Origin of the sequence: Acidovorax sp., from assembly GCF_046294525.1 — a bacterium.
Classification (GTDB): Bacteria; Pseudomonadota; Gammaproteobacteria; order Burkholderiales; family Burkholderiaceae_C; genus Acidovorax.
On sequence record NZ_JBKBKQ010000002.1, the window covers coordinates 313,128 to 335,531 of the forward strand.

Annotated in this window: 18 protein-coding genes; 13 read left to right on the forward strand and 5 right to left on the reverse strand. The window is 67.5% G+C overall.

Annotated features, from left to right (window positions below):
• Positions 1-108 precede the first annotated feature (108 nt).
• The 7 genes from ACK4HJ_RS03860 to ACK4HJ_RS03890 all read left to right on the forward strand — a co-directional run bounded on the left by ACK4HJ_RS03860 (position 109) and on the right by ACK4HJ_RS03890 (position 8,218).
• Positions 109-1,560: an FAD-dependent oxidoreductase gene (locus tag ACK4HJ_RS03860; protein ID WP_409827869.1), complete on the forward strand. Its 1,452-nt coding sequence runs from the start codon at positions 109-111 to the stop codon at positions 1,558-1,560.
• 80 nt (positions 1,561-1,640) lie between these two features.
• Positions 1,641-2,483, forward strand: coding sequence for an IclR family transcriptional regulator (locus ACK4HJ_RS03865; protein WP_409827871.1), 843 nt, complete (start codon positions 1,641-1,643; stop codon positions 2,481-2,483).
• A gap of 53 nt (positions 2,484-2,536) precedes the next feature.
• A complete protein-coding gene (locus ACK4HJ_RS03870) occupies positions 2,537-3,832 on the forward strand; it encodes an aconitase X (RefSeq protein ID WP_409827873.1) in 1,296 nt (431 codons plus the stop codon).
• The gene (locus tag ACK4HJ_RS03875; RefSeq protein WP_409827875.1) at positions 3,829-4,284 is read left to right on the forward strand and encodes an aconitase X swivel domain-containing protein; all 456 of its coding nucleotides are present in this window, start codon (positions 3,829-3,831) and stop codon (positions 4,282-4,284) included. The genes ACK4HJ_RS03870 and ACK4HJ_RS03875 overlap by 4 nt, the downstream gene beginning before the upstream one ends.
• Entirely contained in the window at positions 4,281-5,981 is a 1,701-nt protein-coding gene (locus ACK4HJ_RS03880) for a dihydroxy-acid dehydratase (RefSeq protein WP_409827877.1), read from the forward strand. Before ACK4HJ_RS03875 ends, ACK4HJ_RS03880 begins: the two co-directional genes overlap by 4 nt.
• Before the next feature lie 120 nt (positions 5,982-6,101).
• The gene (locus ACK4HJ_RS03885) at positions 6,102-7,232 is read left to right on the forward strand and encodes a porin (RefSeq protein ID WP_409827879.1); all 1,131 of its coding nucleotides are present in this window, start codon (positions 6,102-6,104) and stop codon (positions 7,230-7,232) included.
• A gap of 14 nt (positions 7,233-7,246) precedes the next feature.
• Positions 7,247-8,218 carry a Bug family tripartite tricarboxylate transporter substrate binding protein gene (locus ACK4HJ_RS03890; protein WP_409827880.1) on the forward strand — a complete coding sequence of 324 codons (972 nt, stop codon included), beginning with the start codon at positions 7,247-7,249 and terminating at the stop codon, positions 8,216-8,218.
• 246 nt (positions 8,219-8,464) lie between these two features.
• Here the strand turns inward: ACK4HJ_RS03890 and ACK4HJ_RS03895 are convergent, their stop codons facing one another.
• Both ACK4HJ_RS03895 and ACK4HJ_RS03900 read right to left on the reverse strand, forming a co-directional pair.
• Positions 8,465-9,310 (reverse strand): class III extradiol dioxygenase family protein, encoded by an 846-nt coding sequence (locus ACK4HJ_RS03895; RefSeq protein ID WP_409827882.1) that lies wholly within the window; start codon positions 9,308-9,310, stop codon positions 8,465-8,467.
• 10 nt (positions 9,311-9,320) lie between these two features.
• Positions 9,321-9,668, reverse strand: coding sequence for a protocatechuate 4,5-dioxygenase subunit alpha (locus ACK4HJ_RS03900; protein ID WP_409827884.1), 348 nt, complete (start codon positions 9,666-9,668; stop codon positions 9,321-9,323).
• Between the two features lie 58 nt (positions 9,669-9,726).
• On the opposite strand from ACK4HJ_RS03900, the gene ACK4HJ_RS03905 reads away from it, so the two are divergent.
• Complete coding sequence (locus tag ACK4HJ_RS03905) at positions 9,727-10,692, forward strand: LysR family transcriptional regulator (protein WP_409827885.1); 966 nt, start codon at positions 9,727-9,729, stop codon at positions 10,690-10,692.
• Between the two features lie 4 nt (positions 10,693-10,696).
• On the opposite strand, the gene ACK4HJ_RS03910 is transcribed toward ACK4HJ_RS03905, so the two are convergent.
• The gene (locus ACK4HJ_RS03910) at positions 10,697-11,590 is read right to left on the reverse strand and encodes a gamma-glutamyl-gamma-aminobutyrate hydrolase family protein (RefSeq protein WP_409827887.1); all 894 of its coding nucleotides are present in this window, start codon (positions 11,588-11,590) and stop codon (positions 10,697-10,699) included.
• A 339-nt stretch (positions 11,591-11,929) separates the two neighbouring features.
• Here ACK4HJ_RS03910 and ACK4HJ_RS03915 point away from each other — a divergent pair, with 339 nt between their 5' ends.
• From ACK4HJ_RS03915 to ACK4HJ_RS03925, 3 genes are all read left to right on the forward strand, one after another.
• Entirely contained in the window at positions 11,930-15,490 is a 3,561-nt protein-coding gene (locus tag ACK4HJ_RS03915) for a tetratricopeptide repeat protein (protein WP_409827889.1), read from the forward strand.
• A gap of 5 nt (positions 15,491-15,495) precedes the next feature.
• Positions 15,496-17,520, forward strand: a complete 2,025-nt coding sequence (locus ACK4HJ_RS03920) for a CHASE2 domain-containing protein (RefSeq protein ID WP_409827891.1) — start codon at positions 15,496-15,498, stop codon at positions 17,518-17,520.
• Between the two features lie 104 nt (positions 17,521-17,624).
• Positions 17,625-17,975: an HPF/RaiA family ribosome-associated protein gene (locus ACK4HJ_RS03925; protein ID WP_409827893.1), complete on the forward strand. Its 351-nt coding sequence runs from the start codon at positions 17,625-17,627 to the stop codon at positions 17,973-17,975.
• Positions 17,976-18,106: 131 nt separating this feature from the next.
• On the opposite strand, the gene ACK4HJ_RS03930 is transcribed toward ACK4HJ_RS03925, so the two are convergent.
• Together ACK4HJ_RS03930 and ACK4HJ_RS03935 are read right to left on the reverse strand one after the other, a co-directional pair.
• Positions 18,107-19,072, reverse strand: coding sequence for a PDR/VanB family oxidoreductase (locus ACK4HJ_RS03930; RefSeq protein WP_409827895.1), 966 nt, complete (start codon positions 19,070-19,072; stop codon positions 18,107-18,109).
• Complete coding sequence (locus ACK4HJ_RS03935; protein ID WP_409827897.1) at positions 19,069-20,136, reverse strand: Rieske 2Fe-2S domain-containing protein; 1,068 nt, start codon at positions 20,134-20,136, stop codon at positions 19,069-19,071. The genes ACK4HJ_RS03930 and ACK4HJ_RS03935 overlap by 4 nt, the downstream gene beginning before the upstream one ends.
• Before the next feature lie 213 nt (positions 20,137-20,349).
• On the opposite strand from ACK4HJ_RS03935, the gene ACK4HJ_RS03940 reads away from it, so the two are divergent.
• Both ACK4HJ_RS03940 and ACK4HJ_RS03945 read left to right on the forward strand, forming a co-directional pair.
• Complete coding sequence (locus tag ACK4HJ_RS03940) at positions 20,350-21,156, forward strand: GntR family transcriptional regulator (RefSeq protein WP_409827899.1); 807 nt, start codon at positions 20,350-20,352, stop codon at positions 21,154-21,156.
• A 206-nt stretch (positions 21,157-21,362) separates the two neighbouring features.
• Positions 21,363-22,400, forward strand: coding sequence for a TRAP transporter substrate-binding protein (locus ACK4HJ_RS03945; RefSeq protein ID WP_409827901.1), 1,038 nt, complete (start codon positions 21,363-21,365; stop codon positions 22,398-22,400).
• The last annotated feature ends 4 nt before the right edge of the window (positions 22,401-22,404 follow it).

Sequence of the window (22,404 nt, forward strand, 5' to 3'; positions counted from 1 at the left end):
CATAAAAAGTCCATACAACTTCGGGTAAACCCGTGATTTATGCGATATTGAATTGACAAAATGGACATTGAAATCATAATTCAACCAACAACTTCCTGAGACCGCTTCATGAAATCAGTCGTCCGCACCGACGAGCGCATCCTGACCTCCGACATCTTCGACCGCGACAGCCGCGCCAAGCGGCCCGACCACGGCAGTTGGGCAGAGCCTGGCAAGAACATTCCCGTGTACCACCGCTGCGGCGTGCTGGTGGTGGGGGGCGGCCCCTCTGGCACGGCGGCGGCCGCCGCCGCTGCGCGGGCGGGTGCCGACGTGGCGCTGCTGGAGCGCTACAACCACCTGGGGGGGCTTTCCACGGGTGGCCTGGTGATCTGGATCGACCGCATGACCGACTGGCAAGGCCAGCTCGTGATCCGGGGCTTTGCCGAAGAGCTGTTCGACCGCCTGCCCGCCGATGCCATCGCCGGCCCGGCGCGGGAGGACTGGGGCTCGCAAGACACGGACAAGGCGGCCCACTGGTCGCACCGCACGGCCGCCTACCACGGCGTGGTCACCTGGTCGCCCACGGTGGACCCCGAGCGGCTCAAGCTGCTGAGCCAGGAAATCGTGCTCGAGCGCAACGTGAAGCTCATCTACCACTCGTGGGCCGCCATCCCCGTCGTGCAGGACGGCGCCGTCAAGGGCGTGGTGTTCGAGAGCAAGGAAGGCCGCATGGCCATCATGGCCGACGTGGTGGTGGACGCCACCGGCGACGGCGACCTGTTCGCACGGGCCGGCGCAGCGTTCGTGAACGACATTGAGGAGGCCGACGTGCACCACTGCATGAACACCTCCTGGCTGTTCGGCGGCGTGGACATGAACCGCTGGATCGAATTCAAGGCGGGCCATCCCGAGGCGTTCTCGGCCTTCATGGCACGGGGCCGCGAGGAGCTGGGCCTGTTCGAGCGGCCCTTCGTCTCCTGGCGCAACGATGTGGCGCTCTTCATGGGGCCCCGCCAGTCGGGCTACTCGGCGCTGGACGTGGACGACCTGACCGCCGTGGAGGTGCGCTCGCACCGCGCCATGGCCGCGCACCTGGACTACTTCCGCGCGCATGCACCGGGCTTCGAAGACGCCTTCCTCATGCTCAGCGCCCCCCAGATCGGGGTGCGCCATGCGCGGCGCCTGACCGGCGTGGGCGCCGTGCTGCGCAGCCAGTGGCCCGACGGTGTGCCCCTGTCCGACGAGATTGGCGTGACGCCCGCCGTGTCGCCCAAGTTCCCCAACATCTCCATCCCCTACGGCGCACTGGTGCCCCAGCAGCTGGACGGCCTACTCGCCTGCGGGCGCCACATCTCGTGCGACCGCAACTCGCACGGCTTCATGCGCGAGATTCCGCAGTGCTGGATCACCGGCCAGGCGGCGGGGGTGGCGGCGGCGCTGGCCTCGCAAGGCGGCATTCAGCCGCGCGCGGTGGACGTGGCCGCGCTGCAGTCCGCCTTGCTGGCACAGGGCGTGTACCTGCGCCCCGGCGCGGCCCGAAAGGCGGTGGAGCCAGCCGCTGCGCAGGCTGTGGCGTAACGGGCGGCGGAACCACGATGTCCCTGCACAGCACTCTTTCGCAAGCCTCTACATTGCAGGGTCTTGCAAAGGGTTCATCCATGTCCACTGAAAAGAACGACGCATCCCTGTCCTCCGCCGACGCTACCGACGCGCGCGGCGACCGGTCCGATACCGTGAGCGCGCTGGAGCGCGGCATTTCGGTGCTGCGCTGCTTCAGCGAAGACCGCCCGGTGCTCGGCCATGCCGACATCGCCCGCATGACCGGCATCCCCCGGCCCACGGTGAACCGGCTGGTCGCCACACTGCTCTCCCTGGGCATGCTCAAGGCCGCGCAGGTGGCCGACCGCTTCATGCTCGGCCCGGGCGTGGTGTCGCTGTCGCGCGTGTTCCTGGGCAGCCTGGACGTGCGCGCGGCCGCGCGCCCCAGCATGCAGGCGATGGCCGAAGAAGTCGGCGCCTCGGTGTACCTGGCGATCCGCGACGGCATGGAGATGGTGCTGATCGAGGCCTGCCGGCCGCGCTCGTCGATGCTGTCCGCGCGGCTGGACGTGGGCTCGCGTGCTCCCCTGGCCAACTCGGCCCTGGGCCGCGCCTACCTGTCGGCATTGCCCGAGGCGCAGCGCAACCAGCTCATCGATTCCATGCGCCTGCTGCGCGGCCCCGAATGGGATGCCATAGCGCCCAACATGCTCCGCGCCATCGGCGAATCCCACCGGCTGGGCTATTGCCTGTCGCTGGGCGAGTTCCACCGCGAGATCAATTCGGTGTCGGTGCCCCTGATCGGACCCGATGGCGAGGTGATGGCCTTGAACGGCGGCGGCGCCGCCTTCGTGTTCACCGAAGAGCGCCTGCGCAACGAACTGGCCCCGCGCCTGCAGCACATCGCGCGATCCATTGCGCGCGACATTGGCGGCCATGTGCCGACGCCCTCGCCGGGCTAGCGCTCGGCGGGGTTCACCCCCCGAAACGGAAGAAAGAACGGAGACAACAGGCCATGTACCTGAGCGATGAAGAAAAAGCCATGCTGGACGGCCGCGACGGGCCGGCCGTGCACAAGGCCATGGACCTGCTGGTGCGCTACGGCGAAGCCCTGGGCGCCGAGCGCCTGGTGGAGACACGCAACGTCTGCGCCAGCATCACCTCCACCACGCCGTTCCAGCGCGACTTTGCGTTTTCGCGGGGTGGCGGCATGGACGCCGTGTTCTCCGAATTCAGCCTGGACAGCCAGGAGACGGTGAAGATCCCCAAGTTCAAGGTCTTCACCAGCCACCTGCAGCTGGGCTTCGACCCCGGCCAGCCCGAGCGCATGGGCGTGACCGAGGAGATCGTGAACTTCTACCACCAGAGCGAGCGCCATGCGGCCGGCTTGGGCGCGCAGATCATGAACACCTGCACGCCTTACCAGGTGGGCAACATTCCCACGCGCGGCGAGCACTGCGCGTGGATGGAGTCCTCGGCGGTGGTGTATTGCAATTCGGTGCTGGGCGCACGCACCAACACCGAAGGCCGCGAGAGCACCGGCGCCGCCATGCTCACGGGCCGCATCCCGTATTGGGGCTACCACCTGGACGAGAACCGCCACGCCACCCATGTGGTGGAGCTGGACATCGACGTGGAATCGGTACAGGACTGGGGCCTGCTCGGCTACTACATCGGCGAGCACGTGCAGGAGCGCGTGCCGGTGGTGTACCGCAAGGGCGGCATCGGCCGCGTGCCCAATCTGCCGCGGCTCAAGCACTTCGGGGCGGCGGCGTCGTCCTCGGGCGGTGTGGAGATGTACCACATCGCTGGCGTCACGCCCGAGGCCTTGACGCTGGAGCAGGCCCTGGGCGGCCGCAAGCCCGTGCAGGTGCTGCGCTATGGCGAGGCCGAGCGCCGCGCCACCTACGAAAAGATCAACGCCACCGGCAAGGACGCCGAGGTGCAGTACGTGATGCTCGGCTGCCCCCACTACACCATCGAGCAGATCTGGGAGGCCGCGCAGCTCCTCGAAGGCCGCAAGGTGCACCCCGACTGCGCGCTGTGGATCTTCACGCCGCGCGCCATCAAGTCGCTGGCCGACCGCAATGGCTACACCAGGATCATCGAGGACGCGGGCGGCATCCTCATGACGGACAGCTGCTCGGCCATGAGCCGGGCTGTGCCCAAGGGCACAAAGACCGTGGCGCTGGACTCGGCCAAGCAGGCGCACTACCTGCCCGCCATCCTGGGCGTGCAGGCCTGGTTCGGCAGCACGGCGGAATGCATCGACGCCGCCTGCACCGGCCGCTGGAACGGAGGCCAGGCATGAGCAGCATCGTGATGGAACGCACCCTGGTGATCCGCGGGCGCAAGGTGGTGGGCGGTGTAGCCGAGGGCGAAGCCCTGGTCACGCGCGACCGCATCTCGGGCTGGGGCGGTATCGACCCGCGCACCGGCACCGTCGTCGAAACCCGGCACGAACTGCGCGGCCAAAGCTTTGCGGGCAAGGTGCTGGTGTTCCCGGGGGCCAAGGGCTCTTCGGGCTGGTCTGCTATGTTTCACATGACGCGGCTCATGAACGTGGCACCCGCTGCCTTCCTGTTCAACGAAATGACGACCAAGATGGCGCTCGGGGCCGTGGTCACGCATTCCCCCGCGATGACCGGCTTTGACCGCGACCCGCTCGATTGCATCGAAACGGGCGACTGGGTCCGTGTGGACGCCGACCGTGGCGTGGTCGAGATCACCAAGAAAAAAACCACCCTCGGAGACCGCCCATGACCCGCCCCCTGCGCAGCAACTTTCCGCGCGGCTCCTACCTCTGGTCGGTGCGCAACGCACACTGGCGTGCCCTGGGCATCCCCGAAGAGGATTGCGAGAAGCCCAAGATCGCCATCGTCAACAGCTCCTCGGAGCTGGCGGCCTGCTTCAGCCACCTGGACCAGGTGGCTGCCGAGATCAAGGCCGCCATCCGCGCGGCAGGTGGCGTGCCCTTCGAGATCCGCACCGCCGCGCCCAGCGACTTCATCACCGGCGCCGGGGCGCGCGGCGCCTACATGCTGGGTGCGCGCGACCTGGTGACCAACGACATCGAGGTGGCCGTGGAAGGCGCGCAGCTCGACGGCATGGTCTGCCTCACGTCGTGCGACAAGACCGTGCCGGGCCAGCTCATGGCGGCGGCGCGGCTGAACATCCCCACGCTGCTCGTGCCCTGCGGCTACCAGCCCAGCGGCGAATACCGGGGCCGGCACACGGACATCGAGGACGTGTTCATTGGCGCCATGCACGCGGTGACGGGCGGCCTGCCTGTGGAAGAGCTGGTGGGCATGAGCCGCGAGGCCATCCGCGGCCCCGGCGTGTGCTCGGGCCTTGGCACGGCCAACTCCATGCACATCGTGTGCGAAGCGCTGGGCCTGGCGCTGCCCGGCAGCGCGCCGGTGGCGGCACTCAGCCCCAAGATGATGGCGGACGTGCGCGCCGCCGGTGCGCGCATCGTGCAGATGGTGCTCGACGACCTCAAGCCGCGCGACATCCTCTCGCCCGGCGCCTTTGCCAACGCGGTGCGCGCGGTGCTGTCCATTGGCGGCTCGCTCAACACGGCCAAGCACCTGCAGGCCGTGGCCACCGAGGGTGAGACAGGCGTCGATGTCTACGGCCTGTTCGAAAGCCTGGGACCCACCACGCCGGTGCTGGCGGGCGTGCGGCCCATCGGGAGTCATTCCATCGAGGAATTCGAAGCGGCAGGCGGTGCGCGCGCGCTCATGCGGCAACTGGCCCCGCTGCTGGATACCGGTGCGCTCACCGTGACGGGCGGCACCGTGGCCGACAACCTGCGCGGTGTGCAGGTGCAGGATGCCGAGGTGATCCGTCCGCTGGACCGCCCGGTCGCACCGCTGCCGGCCATCGTGCTGTTGCGCGGCAACCTGGCGCCCGAGTCCGGCCTCATCAAGACCGGGATTGTGGAGCGCAAGGTCCGTCGCTTCACCGGCCCGGCCGTGTGCTTCTGGACCTCCGATGCGGCCATCGCCGCGCTCAAGAACGGCGCCATCGTGCCGGGGCAGGTCATCGTGATGCGCGGAGCCGGTGCCTGCGGCGGCCCGGCCATGGGCGGCGGCGCGTCGCGCGTGGTCTTTGCGGTGGACGGCGCGGGGCTGGGCGATCAGGTGGCCATCCTGACCGACGGGCACCTCTCGGGCCTGGTCTGCAAGGGGCTGGTGGTGGCCGAAGTGTCGCCCGAGGCCGCCTTGGGCGGACCGCTGGGCCTGGTGCGCGACGGCGACGTGATCACCATCGACCTGGACGCGCGCCGCCTGGATGTGGACCTCACCGGTGCGGAGCTGGCAGAGCGCCGCGCCAGCTGGCAGGCCCCTGCGGCGCAGTTCGATACCGGCTGGCTGCAGCAGTACCGGCGCAACGTGAGCCCGTTGTCCAAGGGCGCGGTGCTGGTGCGTACCGAGCGACCCGAACCCGCGGGCTGATCCCCTTCATTTCCTGGCTTTCACCTCCGGGAGCGGACGCAGATCCGCCCCGGTGGGCGGAGCCCTGCGCGCGAATTTTTTTGATTCTTCAACCAGAGAAAAAAGCAGGAGACAAAGAGCATGAAGCAGAGAACCTTGTGGATGTGGTCGGCCTTGGGCCTGGCGTGTGGGGCGGCGCACGCGCAGTCCAGCGTCACCCTGTTTGGCGTGGTGGACGTGGGCGTGCTGCACACCCGCGCGGGCGGCGTGGGCTCGGTCACGGCGCTGGGCAATGGCGGACTCTCGACGAGCCGCATCGGCTTTCGCGGCACCGAGGACCTGGGCGGCGGCCTGCGCGCGGGCTTCTGGCTGGAGGGCAGTCTGAACCCGGACTCCGGCACGGGCCGCGCCACCAACACCAACAACCAGCCCAGCGGCGCCACCACCGCCGGGCCGCTGGTGTTTGACCGCATGTCGTTCGTGAGCCTCTCGCACACGCAGTGGGGCGAGGTCCGGCTCGGACGGGACTTCATCCCCACCCACTACAACAGCATCTACTTCGACCCGTTCAACGCCAACGGCGTGGCGCGCGCTGGCAACCTCACCTTCTCAGGTGTGGGCACGGCGCCCCTGCCGACCGGCATTACCGGCAGCAATACGGTGAGCTATTGGCTGCCGCGCCAACTGGGCGGCGTGTATGGCATGGCCATGGCCGGCACGGGCGAGAACCTTTCCAATGCAGCCAACAGCGACGACGGCAACTTCGCTGGCGCACGCCTGGGGTATGCGTCCGGTGCATTCGATGTCGCGGCGGCGGTCACGCGGTCGCAGTTCAGCTCCACCGCCACCATCGGCAACTACACGCACGCCAACATCGGTGGCAGCTGGGACGCTGGCTTCGCCAAGTTCTTTGCCCTCTACAACCGTGTCACGGTGAAGCTGGCCGCCGGCTCGGTGCGCAAGAACACGGCCGAGGTCGGCGCGCACATTCCCGTCTTCGACGTCGGGCGCATCCGGCTCAGCTATGCCTACCTCGACGACAGCAGCGACAGCGCACTGCGCACCGCGGGAGGCCAGCCACGCAGCGGCGACGATGCACGCCAGTTCGGCGTGGGGTATGTGCACAACCTGTCCAAGCGCACGGCGCTCTATGGCACCTATGCGCGCATCTCCAATCGCGGCGAGGCGCGCTACACCGTCAGCGGCGGGTCGGCACCGGTCGGCGGGCACAGCTCGTCGGGCTGGGAGCTGGGTGTGCGGCACACGTTCTGAGTAAAGGAGCAACCATGCAACGCAGAAAACTGGCAGCCCTGGTGGCGGGCGCGGCGCTGGCACTGGCGCCCTGCACCTCGGCCTGGAGCGCAGACACCTTTCCCTCCAAGCCGTTGCGGCTGATCGTGGGCTTTGCGCCCGGCGGCGGCGCGGACGCGCTCACCCGCATCATCGCGGAGGGCCTGTCGAAACAGCTGGGGCAGCAGGTGGTGGTGGAAAACCGCCCGGGCGCCGACGGCGTGCTGGCCGCGCAGGCGGTATCGGCCGCCAACCCGGACGGCTACACCCTGTTGATGGGCACGAACACCGCGATGGTGGCCGCACCGACCCTCCGGCCCAAGCCTCCCTACGATCCCTTCAAGGCCTTCACGCCCATCAGCTCGGCGGGCCAGTTCTCGATGTTCCTGGTGGTTCCGTCCAGCCTGCCGGCCAAGAGCGTGAACGAACTTCTGGCGCTGGTCGCGGCCAAGCCCGGGGACTACAACTCGGCCTCCAGCAACAGCGCGTCGGAGTTGGCGATGCTGCAACTGCTGGGCGAGCAGCGCAAGGTGGTCAACGCGCGCTACAAGGGCGACATGCAGGCCATGACCGATTTGCTGGGCGGGCAGATCCACATGATGTTCACCACCGGCACCCTGGCCCCCAACTTCGTGAAAGAGGGGCGCATCCGGGCGCTGGTCACGCTGCAGCCCCAGCGCAGCGCATTGCTGCCGGATGTGCCCACCGGCAGCGAGCTGGGGCTGGGCAAGCTCACCATCACGCCCTGGGCGGGGTTCTTCGGGCCGCCGGGGCTGCCCAAGGCCATCACCGACAAGCTGTCGCAGGAACTGCAGAACACCCTGAAGCGGCCTGAGGTACATGCCCAGCTGGTACAGCAGGGCTTTGAGGGCTACGGCATGAGCCCCGCGAAGTTCGCCGAGTTCTTCCGCACCCAGTACGACGCCTTCGGCGCCACGGTGCGGGAGCACAACGTGAAATTCGACTAGGCGTGGTGGTCCGCATGCGCGAGGCTTTGCTATTAGGTTGATAGCTTTTAGCGCTTGCTGGTTAAGCGCTAGAGCCGAAAAAGACTTGGATGTAGGTCGGGTTAGCGAAGCGTAACCCGACATCGCCTCCTGCGCGGGAACACGTCGGGTTACGCCCTCCGGGCTAACCCGATCTACTCCGGTTTTGATAGCTTGCTGCGATTGCTGGACAAGCGCTAGAGGCCAAAACGCTTGAAATTGCCGAGGTCACACGGCCTCTAGAGCCATCACCGCCGTGGCCGTGTTCGAGATGGGGATGTGGTAGTTGCTGTGCACCCGCCGCACGCCCGCGCTGGCGGTGGCCAGCGCCCCGCGCATGGCCAGCCACATCAGCAGCTCCACGCCCTGGGTGCCGGTCTTTTCCACCAGTTCGTGCACGCTGAACTGCGTGGCCCATTCGGGGTTGGTGGCGAGGCTCTCGATGAACTGCAGGTCAAACGCCTTGTTGATGAAGCCTGCGCGCTCGCCGTCGAGCTGGTGCGACAGGCCGCCAGAAGCGATCACCGCCACCTTCTTGTCGCTGTCCCAGCTCTGGATGGCCTGGCCCACGGCCTTGCCCAGCGCGTAGCAGCGCTTGGCCGAGGGCAGCGGAAACTGCACGGTGTTGATGCACACCGGCACCACCGACACCGGGCAATCGCCCTCAGGCCAGAAGAGCTTGAGCGGCAGCGTGCAGGCATGGTCCACCAGCATCTCCTGGCAGGTGGTCACGTCAAACTCCTGCTCGATCAGCGTGTTGATGAGGTGCCACGACAAGTCCACCTCGCCTTGGAACGGCGGCAATGTGGGGATGCCCCAGCCTTCGTCGGCATTGCGGTACTCGGCCGCTGCGCCCACGGCGAAGGTCGGCATCTTGTCGAGGAAAAAGTTCAGCCCGTGGTCGTTGTAGAACATCACCACCACGTCGGGCTTCTTCTCGCCCAGCCACTGGCTTATGGGGGGAAAGCCGTCGAAGAAAGGTTTCCAGTACGGGTCGTTTTGCAGGCCCTTGTGGATGGCGTTGCCAATGGCCGGAATGTGCGAAGTGCCGAGGCCGCCGATGAGTTGTGCCATGGGTGTCTCCCTATTTGCCTGCTGCGACCAGCATGGTCTTGAATTCGTCTTTGGTCATGCCCGTTTGCTGCGCGCCGATGTCCTGCATGTCCAGCTTGAAGATGCCCGCGAACTTGGCCAGGTAGTAGGCGTTGCCGCCTGCGGCAATCAGCTGCAGCACGTTCTTGGCGCGGATGGCGGCAGCTTGCTGCTCGTTCAGGCCGTACTTGCGCATGTACGCCTCTTCGTCCGCCAGAAAGGCCTTGCGGTTGGCCTCGTCGTTGAACGAGAAGCACATCTTGTTCAGCGCATAGCCCTTGCGGGCCTGGTCACCGTCGAACGGCGTGGTGCCGGGGATCGGGGGCAGTTTGGAAGGCATGGAAGTCTCCGGGGCTTGATGTAAGTCAGCCCAGAGTGTCGTGACGCCATTGCCAAAGATGAAGCCTGAAAACATCATCGAATGCATGAGCAATTTCGATGGATCAGCGCTGGACGGCCACCTGCTGAAGCTGCTGCTGGCCGTGTTGGAAACCGGCAGCATCACCGCAGCGGCCGAGCGCCTGGGCGTCACCCAGTCGGCCGTGAGCCACCTGCTCGACAAGCTGCGCGCCATCACCGGCGACCCGCTGTTCGTCAAACGCGGGCGCGGCATCGTGCCCACCGCGCGGGCCGAGGCGCTGGCCCCGCCCGCGCGCGAGCTGCTGCGCCAGATGCAGCGCTTTGCCCAAGGGGCCGCGTTTGACCCTGCCGCCTGGCAGACCGAGTTGACCATTGCGGCCAACGATTTCCAGCGTGATTTGCTGTTGCCCGCACTGGCAGCCCGCCTGCGCAACGCCGCGCCGGGCATCACGCTGCGCATCGTGGCCAGCGGCGCGCCCAGCGCGGAGCTGCTGCGGTCTGACGCGTGCCAGCTCGTCATCAGCCCCCGCCCGCCCGATGGCACGGACATCGTGCAAAAACGCTTGTTTGAAGACCAGTACCGCGTGTTCTACGACGCCAGCGCGCGCAGCGCCCCGGCCTACGAAGCCGACTACCTCGCGGCAGACCATGCCACCGTGGCTTACGAAGCGCACCGGGGGCTTGACCTGGACCAACAGCTGCTGGCGCGCGGCGTTCGCCGCCGCTTTGCGGTGCGCGTACCAGGCTTTGCGGCGCTACCGGCCTTTGTGCGCGGCACGGCGCTGCTCACCACCGCGCCTTCATTGCTCGCCCGCACAGCCCTGTCAGGCCTGGCCAGCGCGCCCGTACCGGTGGTGTGTCCGGCCATGCCGATGTATCTGATCTGGCACGCGCGGTATCAGCAGGATGCGGCGCACCGGTGGCTGCGGAGCGCGCTGGAGGCGGTGGTGCCGTCCGCCCTCTGCAAGCACCGGGCAGGCGAGAGTTGCGCTGGGGATTGTTGATCCACTAAGCAGGTTGCCCCTCGTCGCGGGCCCGGTTCCTGCGCAGCGCACCCCGCAGCAGACGCGTGGCGCGGTCGCGCAGGCCAGAGGGCTGGTTGTGGCGCACGGGGTGTTCCTTGGCCTGGGCGCATGCGGCCAGAAAGTCTTGCAGGATGGCGGTGTCGTCAAAGGTGTCTGAGCCAACCTTGTGAAACTCCGGGTGCCACTGCGTGGCCGCGATGTAGCCGCGTCCCGGGCCGGGTTGCAGGCGGATGGCTTCGGGCACGCCATCTGGCTCGCTCAGGGCTTCCACCACAAAGTCGGGCGCCACGCGCTTGATGCCCTGGTGGTGGATGCTGTTCACCCGGGCCCGGGGCGTGTCGGGGTACAGCTTGGCCAGGTGCGAGCCCTCCACGATCTGGATGTCGTGGAAATGTTGATCGTAGGCCGTGGCGTTGCGGTGCTGCAGCGCGCCGGGGTGTTGGGTCTCGATGTCCTGGTACAGCGCACCCCCAAAAGCCACATTGATGAGCTGCAGGCCCCGGCACACGCCGAAGATGGGCTTGCCCACCTCGGCAAACGCCTTGACCAGGGCCAGGTCATAGATGTCGCGCACGCGGTCGCCGACCCATTCCTCGCGCAACGGCTCCTCGCCATAGTTGCCGGGCCACACGTCGGCGCCGCCGTGCATGACCACGCCGTCCAGCCACTCGGCATAGTGCTGCAGCGTCACGTCGCCGCGCGCGGTCTCGCCCGTGGGGCAGGGCACCATCACCACGATGGCACCGGCAGACATGATCCAGTGGGCGATGGACTGCTCCACGTACTGCAGTGTCTTGTTGGTGAACAGGGGCCGAGTGGGGTCGGCATGTTGAAAACAGGCGGACAGGCCAATCTTCAGGCGGCGGTTGTCGGGCATGGGCAGCGTCTTTCCAGTCAGGCTGGCCGGCCCCCGCGGGCCGGTGGCCGGGCAATGCGAATGAGAGGCTGTCAGTTGTATCACCCCACACTCTCGAGCGCTGTAGGAAAGCGCCGTGCGCCCCTCCACAGCACGGGGGTACGTCACGCGGAGCAACAAAATGTGGCTTTCTGCATGAAATGCAGTCCGCCTACCTGCTCGCGGTGGGCCAGCCAAGGCCGGGCCTCGCGATAATTTTTGGCTGCCGGGCGGTGCGAGGGAGGCGCGCCAGTCTGTGCGCTTATAGACGGCCTCCAACCCCACAGCGAAAGTCCCGCCATGCCCCGCCACACCGTTCCCATGCCCGCTGTTCGTGCTTGCGCGCTTGCCGTCGCCCTTGCGTGGCCGCTGCTGTCGCACGCCGTGGTGCCTGCGGGCGCGGCGGCCGAGATCGTCAGCCTGCAGGGCGGGGGCGACCAGCGCGCGGCCGCGGCGGCCGACTGGCAGCCCGCCCGACCCGCACAAGCCCTGGCCACCGGCGACTTTGTGCGCACCCGCGAAGCCGCCAAGATGGCGCTGCTGTTTGCGGACAACACGCAGCTGCGTCTGCACCAGAACACGGTGCTGCAGGTCAAGGGGGTGGCCACCCCCGCGCAGCCGGTGACCACGCTGATGCTGAATGCCGGCCGGGCCTGGACCCAGACCCGCCGCCCCGACGGCACGCGCCTGAACCTGGAAACCCCCGCCGCCGTGGCCGCCATCCGCGGCACCGACTGGGACATCAGCGTGGAGGGCGACGGCCGCACGCTGATCACCGTGTTGTCGGGCACGGTGGAGTTCGGCAATGCCCAAGGCCAGGTGCTGGTGGGCGCCAACGAGGCTGCCTACGCCGAAGTGGGCAAGGCCCCGATCAAGCTGGTTCTGAGCCAGCCGCGCGACCGCATCCAGTGGGTGAACGCGCTGCGCGCCGACCCCTTGCCCCACCTGGAGTCCGACCCTCTCCCTGAGGCCCTGGCGCCCGCGCATGCCGCCTTGCGCGCGCGCAACTTGGCTGCGGCCCGCACGGCGCTGGCCGCGGCGCGTGCGCAAGGAGTTCCTGGACCCTGGGCGGACATGATGGATTCGGCCATCGCGCTGCAGGCGGGCGAGTGGCTGGCTGCGCGCGAGCTGCTCGCGCAGTCGATGCGGGCCAGCGCCACTGATCCTGGCGCCGCGCCACTGCCCGCGTGGCTCATGCAGTCCGACGTGCAGCTCATGGACGGCGAGGGTCCCGCCGCAGTGCAGACGCTGCGGGGCGCCCTGCAGCGCTGGCCCGCCCATCCCTCGCTGCTGGCCCAGCTGGCCCGGGTGCAGATGCTGACTGACCGGGCCGATGAAGCGGCCGCCACCCTGGCACCGGCCGACGGCCAGGCCCACGCCGGGCTTTCCCTGGTGCGCGCCGAGCTGGCCCGCCGCCGAGGCGATGCGCCAGCCACGCTGGCCGCCTACACCCAGGCCACCACGCTGGCGCCGCAGGACGCACGCGCCTGGCAAGGCCTGGGCAGCGCCCACACCGAACGCGAAGACCCGCGCCCCGCCCGCGCCGCCCTGCAGCGCGCCGTTGCGCTGGACCCGCAGGCCCCTGGCGCCCATGGCGAGCTGGGTACGGTCGAAACCTTTGTGAACCAGTTCACCGAAGCCGGCGCAGCCTTTGCCACGGCCCTGGGGGACAACCCGGCCGACTATGTGGCCCTGACCGGCCAGGGTCTGCTGCACCTCAAGCAGGGCCGGCCCGATGCGGCGCTCGACGCCTTCCTGCGCGCCGGGGTCATGGAGCCGCGCTACGCGCGCGCCAAGACCTGGACCGCGGTGGCGTACTACCAGATCGGCCGCCATGCCGACGCGCTCGCCACGCTGCGCCAGGCCATCCTGCTCGACGACAAGGACCCGGTGCCGCACATGCTGTTGGCGCAGATCCACACCGACCTCTTCCAGCCCGGCGACGCGGTGGAGGCCGCCCGCGCCGCTGTGCAGCGCATGCCCTATCTCAAGTCACTGAACCAGGTGGCCAACGATCAGAAGGGCAGCGCCAACCTGGGCGCATCGCTCGCCTTCTTTGGCATGGAGGACTGGGCGCTGGAGCTGGCGCAGCAGAGCTTCTATCCGTACTGGGGCGGCAGCCACTTGTTCCTGGCCGACCGCTACGCGGGCGAGTTCAACAAGAACTCGGCGCTGTTCCAGGGCTTTCTCACCGACCCCATGGCGTTTGGGGCCAGCCAGCGGTATTCGTCGCTGCTGCAGGCGCCGGGAGTGCATGGCGCAGTGGGGGTGACGGTGGACCGCGACGTCTATCGCATGCGGGCGCCCGCCGTCACGCTCAACGGCATGAATAACACGCACGTGCCCGTGTCGTGGTTCGTCAAGCTCCAGCCAGCCCGCGCCACCAATTTTCCTTTTGACCTGCAAGTGAACAATGCACCGGCCGTGCGCGCCGGTTTTGGCGATGTGCGCGCCAATGCGGTGACAGTGGGGCTGGGCATGCAGGCGACGGAACGCATCAATCTGTTTGCCTACCTCAACCAGTTCGACATGCGCCTGCGCAGTGACAACCTTTTCGAGACCTCGCTGGACAACAAAAGCACCCAGGGCGCGCTCGGCATGTCATACCGTTGGGGGCCGACGGAGCAGACCTGGCTGAAGCTGGGCCGCAGTGTGGAAAACACCTTGCTGCTGCGCTACCCCACGCTGTACATCGACCCGCCGTTTGTAAGCCTGATGGGCGTTGGCAGCGAGCCCAAGAAGCACTTCAGCGACGTGCAGCTGCGCCACACGCTGGATACTGCGCCGGGCAGCCGATGGAGCGTGGCGCTGGAGCATGTGCGCGAGCAGCAGAACAACCTGATCGGTGGCGATGCCATCGTGGAGGCCGAAATCCCCTTCCTCGGCACCTACCGCGACTACCTGGTGGTAGGGGGCTACAACAACGTGGACCGGCGCTACACCGGCTTCACCCTCGCCACCACGCAGCGGCTGGACCCCGGTTTGACGCTGGACGCCGCCCTGGGCCTGCAGCAGATTCGCCACCGCGTGGATGGCGTGACACAGAGCTACTTGGTGAACCTGGAACAATTCAGCGAAGAGCAGGCCACGCGTGCGGACACCGAGCGCATGGTCACGCCGCGCGTGGGCCTGGTGTGGCAGCCCGCGCAGGGCACCACGGTGCGCATGGCCTACCAGGACTGGATGCGGCCGCTGAGCGTCTCCACCCTCACCAGTGTGGAGACGGCGGGTATTCCGGTGGAAGACCGTCTGCTGGAGGCGGGCGGGCGCCACAAGCGACTGGTGGCGCAGGTGGGACTGGAGCTGGGACAGAACACCTTCCTCAGCCTGCGCGCCGACCATCTGCGTGTGCGCAACCCAGGCACCGTGGGGGTGGACATGCGCACCCCCAGCCTTCCGTTCCTGGAAGAAATGCGCAACGCACAACTGGTGAACCTGTCCACCACCGACCTGCTCGAAGACACGCCAAGCTTTGACACCGGTACGCTCAAGGCGCTGGCCGGTGGCGTCAACCACATGTTCAGTCGCAGCTGGTCGGGTTACGCCAAGTACCTGTACCAGGGCAGCGAAAGCCGTAGCTTCGATGCGGGCGTACCCGTGGGCCGCATCCCGTACATCCCCCGCCACACGGCGGTGGTGGGGGCCACCTGGGCCGGCGAGCAGCGCTTTTACGTCAGCGGCCGTGCGGTGTACCGCTCGGAGCGTTTCGAAGACAAGGAGAACTTCACGCGCATCGCACCCGGCTGGGGCGTGGACCTGATGGGTTTTTGGGAATCGCGGGACAAGCACTGGGTGATCGGCGCGGCGGCGCTGAATCTGTGGGCGCCCAAGTCCGACCGCCGCAAACCCCGCTACGTGCTCGACGCGCGCTACCGCTTCTGACCCCCGTGGCGCCTCCATCCCCCCCACGCAGGCCCGAACGGCGCCGGCAGTCCCGCCTGCGAGAGCGTCTGCTGGCCCTGGCAGCCTGCCTGCTCGCGCTGCTGCTGGTGGGGGCGGCCACCTTCACCCGGCCCTGGCATGCGCTGGAGTTCAAGACCTTTGACGTGCTGACGGCCTGGACGGCGCCACACCGCAGCCCGCTGCCGGTGGTGATCCTGGCGATTGACGAGCCCACCTTCCAGGAACTGCAGCAGGCTTGGCCGTTTCCGCGCAGTGTGCATGCACAGCTGCTGCGCCGCCTGCACGCGGAAGGCGCGACCGCCGTGGGGCTGGACGTGGTGTTTGCCGAGCCCAGCACCGAGCCCGAGGACGGGGCGCTGGCCCAGGCCATCGCCGACAGCGGGCCGCCGGTGGTGCTGGCCTCGCTGCGCGAGCAGGTCCGCAGCGCCAACGCCGACTTGTGGACCGAGGTGCTGCCGCTGCAGCGCTTTCTGGATGCGGGCGCCGAGGCCGGCGATGCGGGGGTGACGCCCGATGAAGACTTCGTGGTGCGCCGCGCGCCGCCCAGTGGCCACAACACTTTTGCGCAGCGCCTGGCCCAGCGCGCGGCCGAGGCGCGGGGCCGGGCCGCGCCCGTCGCAGGGCTGCAGTACGCCGAATGGATCGGCTACCGCGGCCCGCGCAGCACGTTCGACACCCGCTCGTACTACCAGGCGCTGGAACCGGGACTGCTGCCCGAGGGGTTCTTCCAAGACAAGATCGTGCTGGTGGGCCGCGCGGCGCGCACGGCGGCGGAGCTGGAGCGTGCGCAGGCCGACATGTTCAATGCGCCGTTTGGCGCCACGGGGGGCGACCGGCTGTTCCCGGGCGTGGAGCTGCAGGCCACGCTGGTGGACAACCTGCTCACCGGCAGCGGCCTGCGCAGCGTGTCAGACGCCTGGGCTTGGGCACTGGTGCTGGCGTTGTTGCCCACGCTGTTGTGGGCACAGCGGCGGCTGCATCCGGCGGGTGCCGCAGCATTGGCGGGCGGGGTGCTTGTAGCCATTGTTGGCGCGGCGGCGTGGCTGTTTGCGCAGCACCGCCTGTGGTGGCCTCCGCTGCTGCCTGCAGCGTGCACGGTGGCGCTGTATGCCACGGCTGCGCTCGTGGGCTACGCCGCGCTGCGCCGCCGTGCGCGGCAGACGCGCGCCATGTTCGCGCAGTACGTGCCGCCCGCCGTGGTGGCACGCTTGGTGGCCCAGCCTGAGCTGATGCGCCTGGGCGGCGAGGCGCGCGAGGTCACGCTCATGTTCACCGATCTCGCCAACTTCACCACGCTGTCCGAGCAGCTGAGCGCCGAGCAGACGGTGGAGGTGCTCACCGGTTATTTCAACGCGATGACACCCATCATCCACGCCACCGGCGGCACGGTGGACAAGTTCATCGGCGATGCGGTGATGGCCTTCTGGGGTGCGCCCGTGCCCGATGCGCAGCATGCCGAGCACGCGGTGGCGGCGGCCATCGCCATGCAGCAGGCCATGCAGGCGCTGGTGGCCGACCTGCAAGCGCGCGGGCTGCCGCCGATCCACATGCGCATCGGGCTGCACACAGGGCGGGTGGTGGTGGGCAACGTGGGGTCGGAGCAGCGGTTCTCGTACACCGCCATTGGCGACGCGGTGAATCTTGCCGCTCGGCTGGAGGGGGCCAACAAGGCCTTTGGCACTGGCATCCTGCTGTCGTCCGCCACGGCCGCGCAGCTTCCGCCCTCCATGGGGCTGCGTCCGCTGGACGATGTCATCGTCAAAGGCAAGACCGAGCCCGTGCGCGTGTTCACGCCGTGCGACGACGCGGACGTGCGGGAGGCCAGCCATGCGGCGCTGGCGGCCTTTCATGCGCGCGACTGGGCGACGGCGCAGTTGCAGCTGCACGCCGTTTTGCAGCGGATGCCGGGGGACATGGCTGCCATCCGCCTGCTGGATCGCGTGGCCGAGGCGCGAGCACTGTCAGCCGACGCGCCGTGGCAGCCGGCCGTTGCGCTGGACAAGCTGTAGGTTCGCAGGACTTTTGCACATCCTTTGACATGTATTTACCGGGGAGATGACCACCGGTGGCATCATGGTGGGCCTCGCAACTTCACCAGGAAGGAACCTCTCCCATGCAAGTCCAAGTCAACACCGACGACCACATCCACGGCGGCGAGTCGCTCGCGCAATGGATCACAGAAGAGAGCAAGAGCCGCCTCTCGCGTTTTCAGGACCAGGTCACGCGGCTGGAGGTGTTCTTGAGCGACCTGGACGCGGGCAAGTCAGGCGCCAAGGACAAGCGCTGCCGCATTGAAGCGCGGGTGACCGGGCGCCAGCCCGTGACGGTGACGGATGAGGCCGACAAGATGGCCAATGCCTTCATCGGCGCAGCCGAAAAACTCGCCCGTGCGCTGGACACCGACCTGGGCCGCGTGAAGGACCGCAACGGCCGCGACACCATCCGCGCTGCCGCAGCGGAATAAAATTTTGATGAAATAAGCCGCTAGCGCTTGATGGATAAGCGCTGGCAGCTATCAATTTGTGAGTAATTGACGCATTCGTCGGATCCACCGCGAGGATGCACTTCAGAGAGCAGTCGACGCGCCGGACGGCTCTACAAATCCAGCACCAGCAAAGGGCTGCGCGCGCGTGAGCAGCAGGGCATGAACTGCTCGTTGCTCGCCTTTTCCTCATCGGTCAGGTACATGTCGCGGTGGTCCACCTCGCCCTCCAGCACACGCGTCAGGCAGGTGCCGCACACGCCCTGCTCGCAGGATGTGAGGATGTCGATGCCCTCTTTACGCAGCGCTTCCACCACCGACACGTCGGCCGCAATCGGGTAGACCTTGCCGGTGCTCGCAATGCGCACTTCAAAGCCCTGGTCGCCCGAGGTGTCCTGCGCCGGCGCGGCAAAGTATTCCAGGTGAATGTGGTCCTGTGCCCAGCCCATGGCCTTGGCGGTGGTCACCACATGGTCGATGAAGCCGGCCGGGCCACACACGTACAGGCGCTTGTCCGCGCCCGGCGCTGCCAGCACGGCAGCCAGGTTGAGCCTCTGCTCGGGCGCACCCGCATCAAAGTGGAAGTGCACGTGCGGCGCCATGGCCGACGCGGCGATCTCGGCAGCAAACGCTGTGCGCTCCACCGAACGCGTGCAGTAGTGCATCGCAAAGTCGGCACCCGTGCGGGCCAGCCGGTCGGCCATGCACAACAGGGGCGTCACGCCAATGCCGCCCGCCAGCAGCACGGTGCGCTGCGCGGGGTGCAGCGCAAAGTGGTTGCGCGGCGTGCTGATGGTGATCACGTCGCCCTCGTGCACGCTGTCGTGCATGGCCACCGAGCCACCGCGCGAGGCGGCGTCGCGCAGCACGGCGATGCGGTAGCGGTGCGATTCGTGCGATGCATTGCACAGCGAATACTGGCGCACCAGGCCCCCCGGCAGGTGCACGTCGATGTGCGAGCCCGCGCTGAAAGGCGGCAGCGCTGCACCGTCCACACGCGCCAGCTCAAAGCTGGTGATACCTTCGGCCTCGGCCTGCTTCTTGGCGACGCGGACCTGCAGCGTCTCCTGCGCGGTCATGCGGCCACCGCCTGGGGTGCGGCCGGCGTAGCGGCTGCGGCTTGCTCGGCCGCGATGATGCGGTCCAGGATCTTGCGCGACTGCACGCCACCTGCGTCGATGTTCAGCATCAGCAGCTTGCGGTCGGGGTAGCGCAGCAGGTTCTGCTGCTGCTGTTCCAGCATGTCCTGGTCTTCGGCAAAGATGTTGCCCTGGCCCTCTCGGATCTGCGTGGTGAGCGACGGGTCTTGCGGCTTGAAGTTGCGCGCCATGCCCCAGAAGTAGTGGATGGACGTCTCCGTCTCGGGCGTGATGAAATCCACCACGATGCTCGATGCCTTCTTGTCCGCGGGGGCGTTGTAGCCCCCATGGCCCGCCAGCGCCACGCCCACTTCGATCAGCACATGGCTGGGTGGTGTGAAGTGGCAGATCTGCCAGCGGTCCACGGGCTGGTCGTCTGGCAGGCCGTTCATGCGCAGCGCCATCTTCCAGAAGGGCGGGGCTTCAATGCCTTCCATGAAGCGGCTGGTGATGACTTCGTCGCCCTCCACGCGGGTCTTGCAGGGCACTTCGTCGATTTCCTTCTGGCCGATGCTGGTGGAGTGCACGTAGGTCTCGTGCGTCAGGTCCATCAGGTTGTCGATCATCAGGCGGTAGTCGCAGGCAATGTGGTACAGCCCGCCGCCGTAGGCCCATTCGGGGTTGTCGGCCCAGGGCAGGTGGTGGATGGTGGCGGGGTCGGCCTTGTCGGCATCGCCAGGCCACACCCAGATGAAGCCGTAGCGCTCCACCACCGGAAAGCTGCGCGTCTTGGGGAATCCTTGCACCCGCTGGCCTGGCATGGAGACCGACTTGCCCGTGCACTCCACGCGCAGGCCGTGGTAGCCGCACTGCAGGTGGCCTTCACACACCGTGCCCAGCGACAGCGGCGCGCCCCGGTGCGGACAGAAGTCATCCAGCGCGGCGACCTGGTCGGGCGCGGGGCGGTAGAAGACGATCTTCTCGCCGCAGATGGTGCGGCCCAGCGGTTTGTCGGCGATCTCGTTGGGGGTGCAGGCGACGTACCAGGCGTTCTTGGGATACATGGTGCTTGTCTCTCTCCGTGGGGTGGTGGGAGCTGGGTGCAGGGTCGGGGGCCGTGCGGCCAGCGCTGGTTATGGCGTGATTGTGCGAAAGAACCTTCAGTATGTATACATGTGACGTGTGAACACCAGATATTTCACTCTGGCATACCTCGTAACCCCTTGTTTTTATTCAATTCAGCGGCTTTTGAGATTTATTGTTGTATACATTCGCGTATGAGTGCTTCTTCCCCTTCTTTCCCTTCTTCTCTGGCAGCCGACGCTCCGGCAGCGGACGTCCATGACGGTGCGGCAGGCGCCCTGCAGTCCGTGCGGGCCCAGCTGCGGCTGCGCGAAATGATCCTGGCGGGCGAGCTGGCGGGCGGCCTGCGCATTGCCGAGCTGGCCCTGGTCGAGCGGCTGGGGGTGTCACGCACGCCTATCCGTGCGGCGCTCCAGCGGTTGGAGCAAGAAGGGCTGCTGCAGCGCCTGGCCGGCGGTGGTTACGCCGTGCGGACGTTTTCCGAGACCGATGTGTCCGACGCCATTGCCCTGCGCGGCACGCTGGAAGGTCTGGCGGCCCGCCTGGCCGCCGAGCGGGGCGTGCCCGCCGATGTGATGGCAGAGGCGCACTGCTGTCTGGCGGATATCGACGCCACGCTGTCCCCGCCTACGCTGGATGACGAGGGCTTTGGCCGTTATGTGGAGCTGAACGCGCACTTCCATGTGCTGCTGGGCCGCATGGTAGGCAGTGACGTGGTGCTGCGCGAGCTGGACCGCGTCAAGGGCCTGCCCTTTGCGTCGCCCTCTGCGTTTGTGATGGTGCAGACCCATTCCGCACAGGCGCGCGACCTGCTGGTGGTGGCGCAGGACCAGCACCGCCAACTGCTGGACGCGATCGAGCACCGCGAAGGCGCGCGCGCCGAGGCCATCATGCGGGAGCACTCGCGGCTGGCACAGCGCAAGCTGCGCGAGGCGCTGTCGGGCACGGGCAGTGGGCGGGTGCATGCGGACATGCCGCCGCTTACCCTCATTCGCCGTTGAATCGGCATGGATCGGGCACAGCATTGCGTGGTTCTGAGGGTTTCACCGGTTTCATAACATTACGGCATAGCTGAAAGTCCGCCATAGAACTGGCATGCAGGCGCGAGCCCATGCACAGTGAGGGGCCTGATGATGATTTCCTGAGCCGTGCCCGCAGGCACCCCCGCACCGCGGCACGGACGCATACCGACAGATCGGAGACAAAAATGACCTTCCTCAAGCGACGCACCGCCCTCGCGGCGATGGGGGCCGTGGCCCTGGCCACCTTGGCCACCACCGCAGCGGCCCAGACCGTCACCCTGCGCCTGCACCAGATGCTGCCGCCGCAGGCCACCATTCCCGCCAAGGCCCTGGTGCCCTGGGCCCAGAAGGTTGAAGCCGAATCCGGCGGCAAGATCAAGGTGCAGCTGTTCCACGCCATGCAGCTGGGCGGCGCGCCACCGCAGCTGTTCGACCAGGCCCGCGACGGCGTGGTGGACTTCACCTGGACGGTGCTGGGCTACACGCCCGGCCGCTTCCCCAAGACCGAAGTGTTCGAACTGCCCTTCATGAGCGGCAGCGCTGAGGCGTCCTCGCGCGCCATCCATGAATACGTCGAGAAGTTCGCGGCTGACGAATTCAAGGACGTGAAGCTGATCGCCGTGCACACCCATGGCCCCGGCCTGTTCCACACCAAGAACCCCGTCACGGGACTGGAAAGCCTGCGTGGCATGAAGGTGCGCGGCGGCTCGCGCATCATCAACAACATGCTCACCAAGCTGGGCGCCACGCCCGTGGGCATGCCAGTGCCAGCCGTGACCGAAGCCTTGTCCAAGGGCGTGATCGACGGCACCACGATCCCATGGGAAGTGACGCCCTCGCTCAAGGTGACCGAGCTGGTGAAGAACCACACCACGTTTGCCGGCAAGGAAGGCCTGTACACCCAGACGTTCGCGTTCTCGATGAACAAGGCTGCCTACGACAAGCTGCCCGCCGACCTCAAGGCCGTGATCGACAAGAACTCGGGCATTGAGACCGCCGCCATGTTCGGCCGCGTGATGGACGAGGGCGACAAGGTCGGCCGCGAGATCGCCGAGAAGGCCAAGAACAACATCGTGGCCCTGGACATCGCCGAGACGCAGCGCTGGCGCCGTACGGCTGCGGCCGTGGAAACTGACTGGATCAACGAAGTCAAGCCCAAGGGCATTGACGGCGCCAAGCTGGCGGCCGAAGCCCGTGCGCTGATCGCCAAGCACACCAAGTAAACCC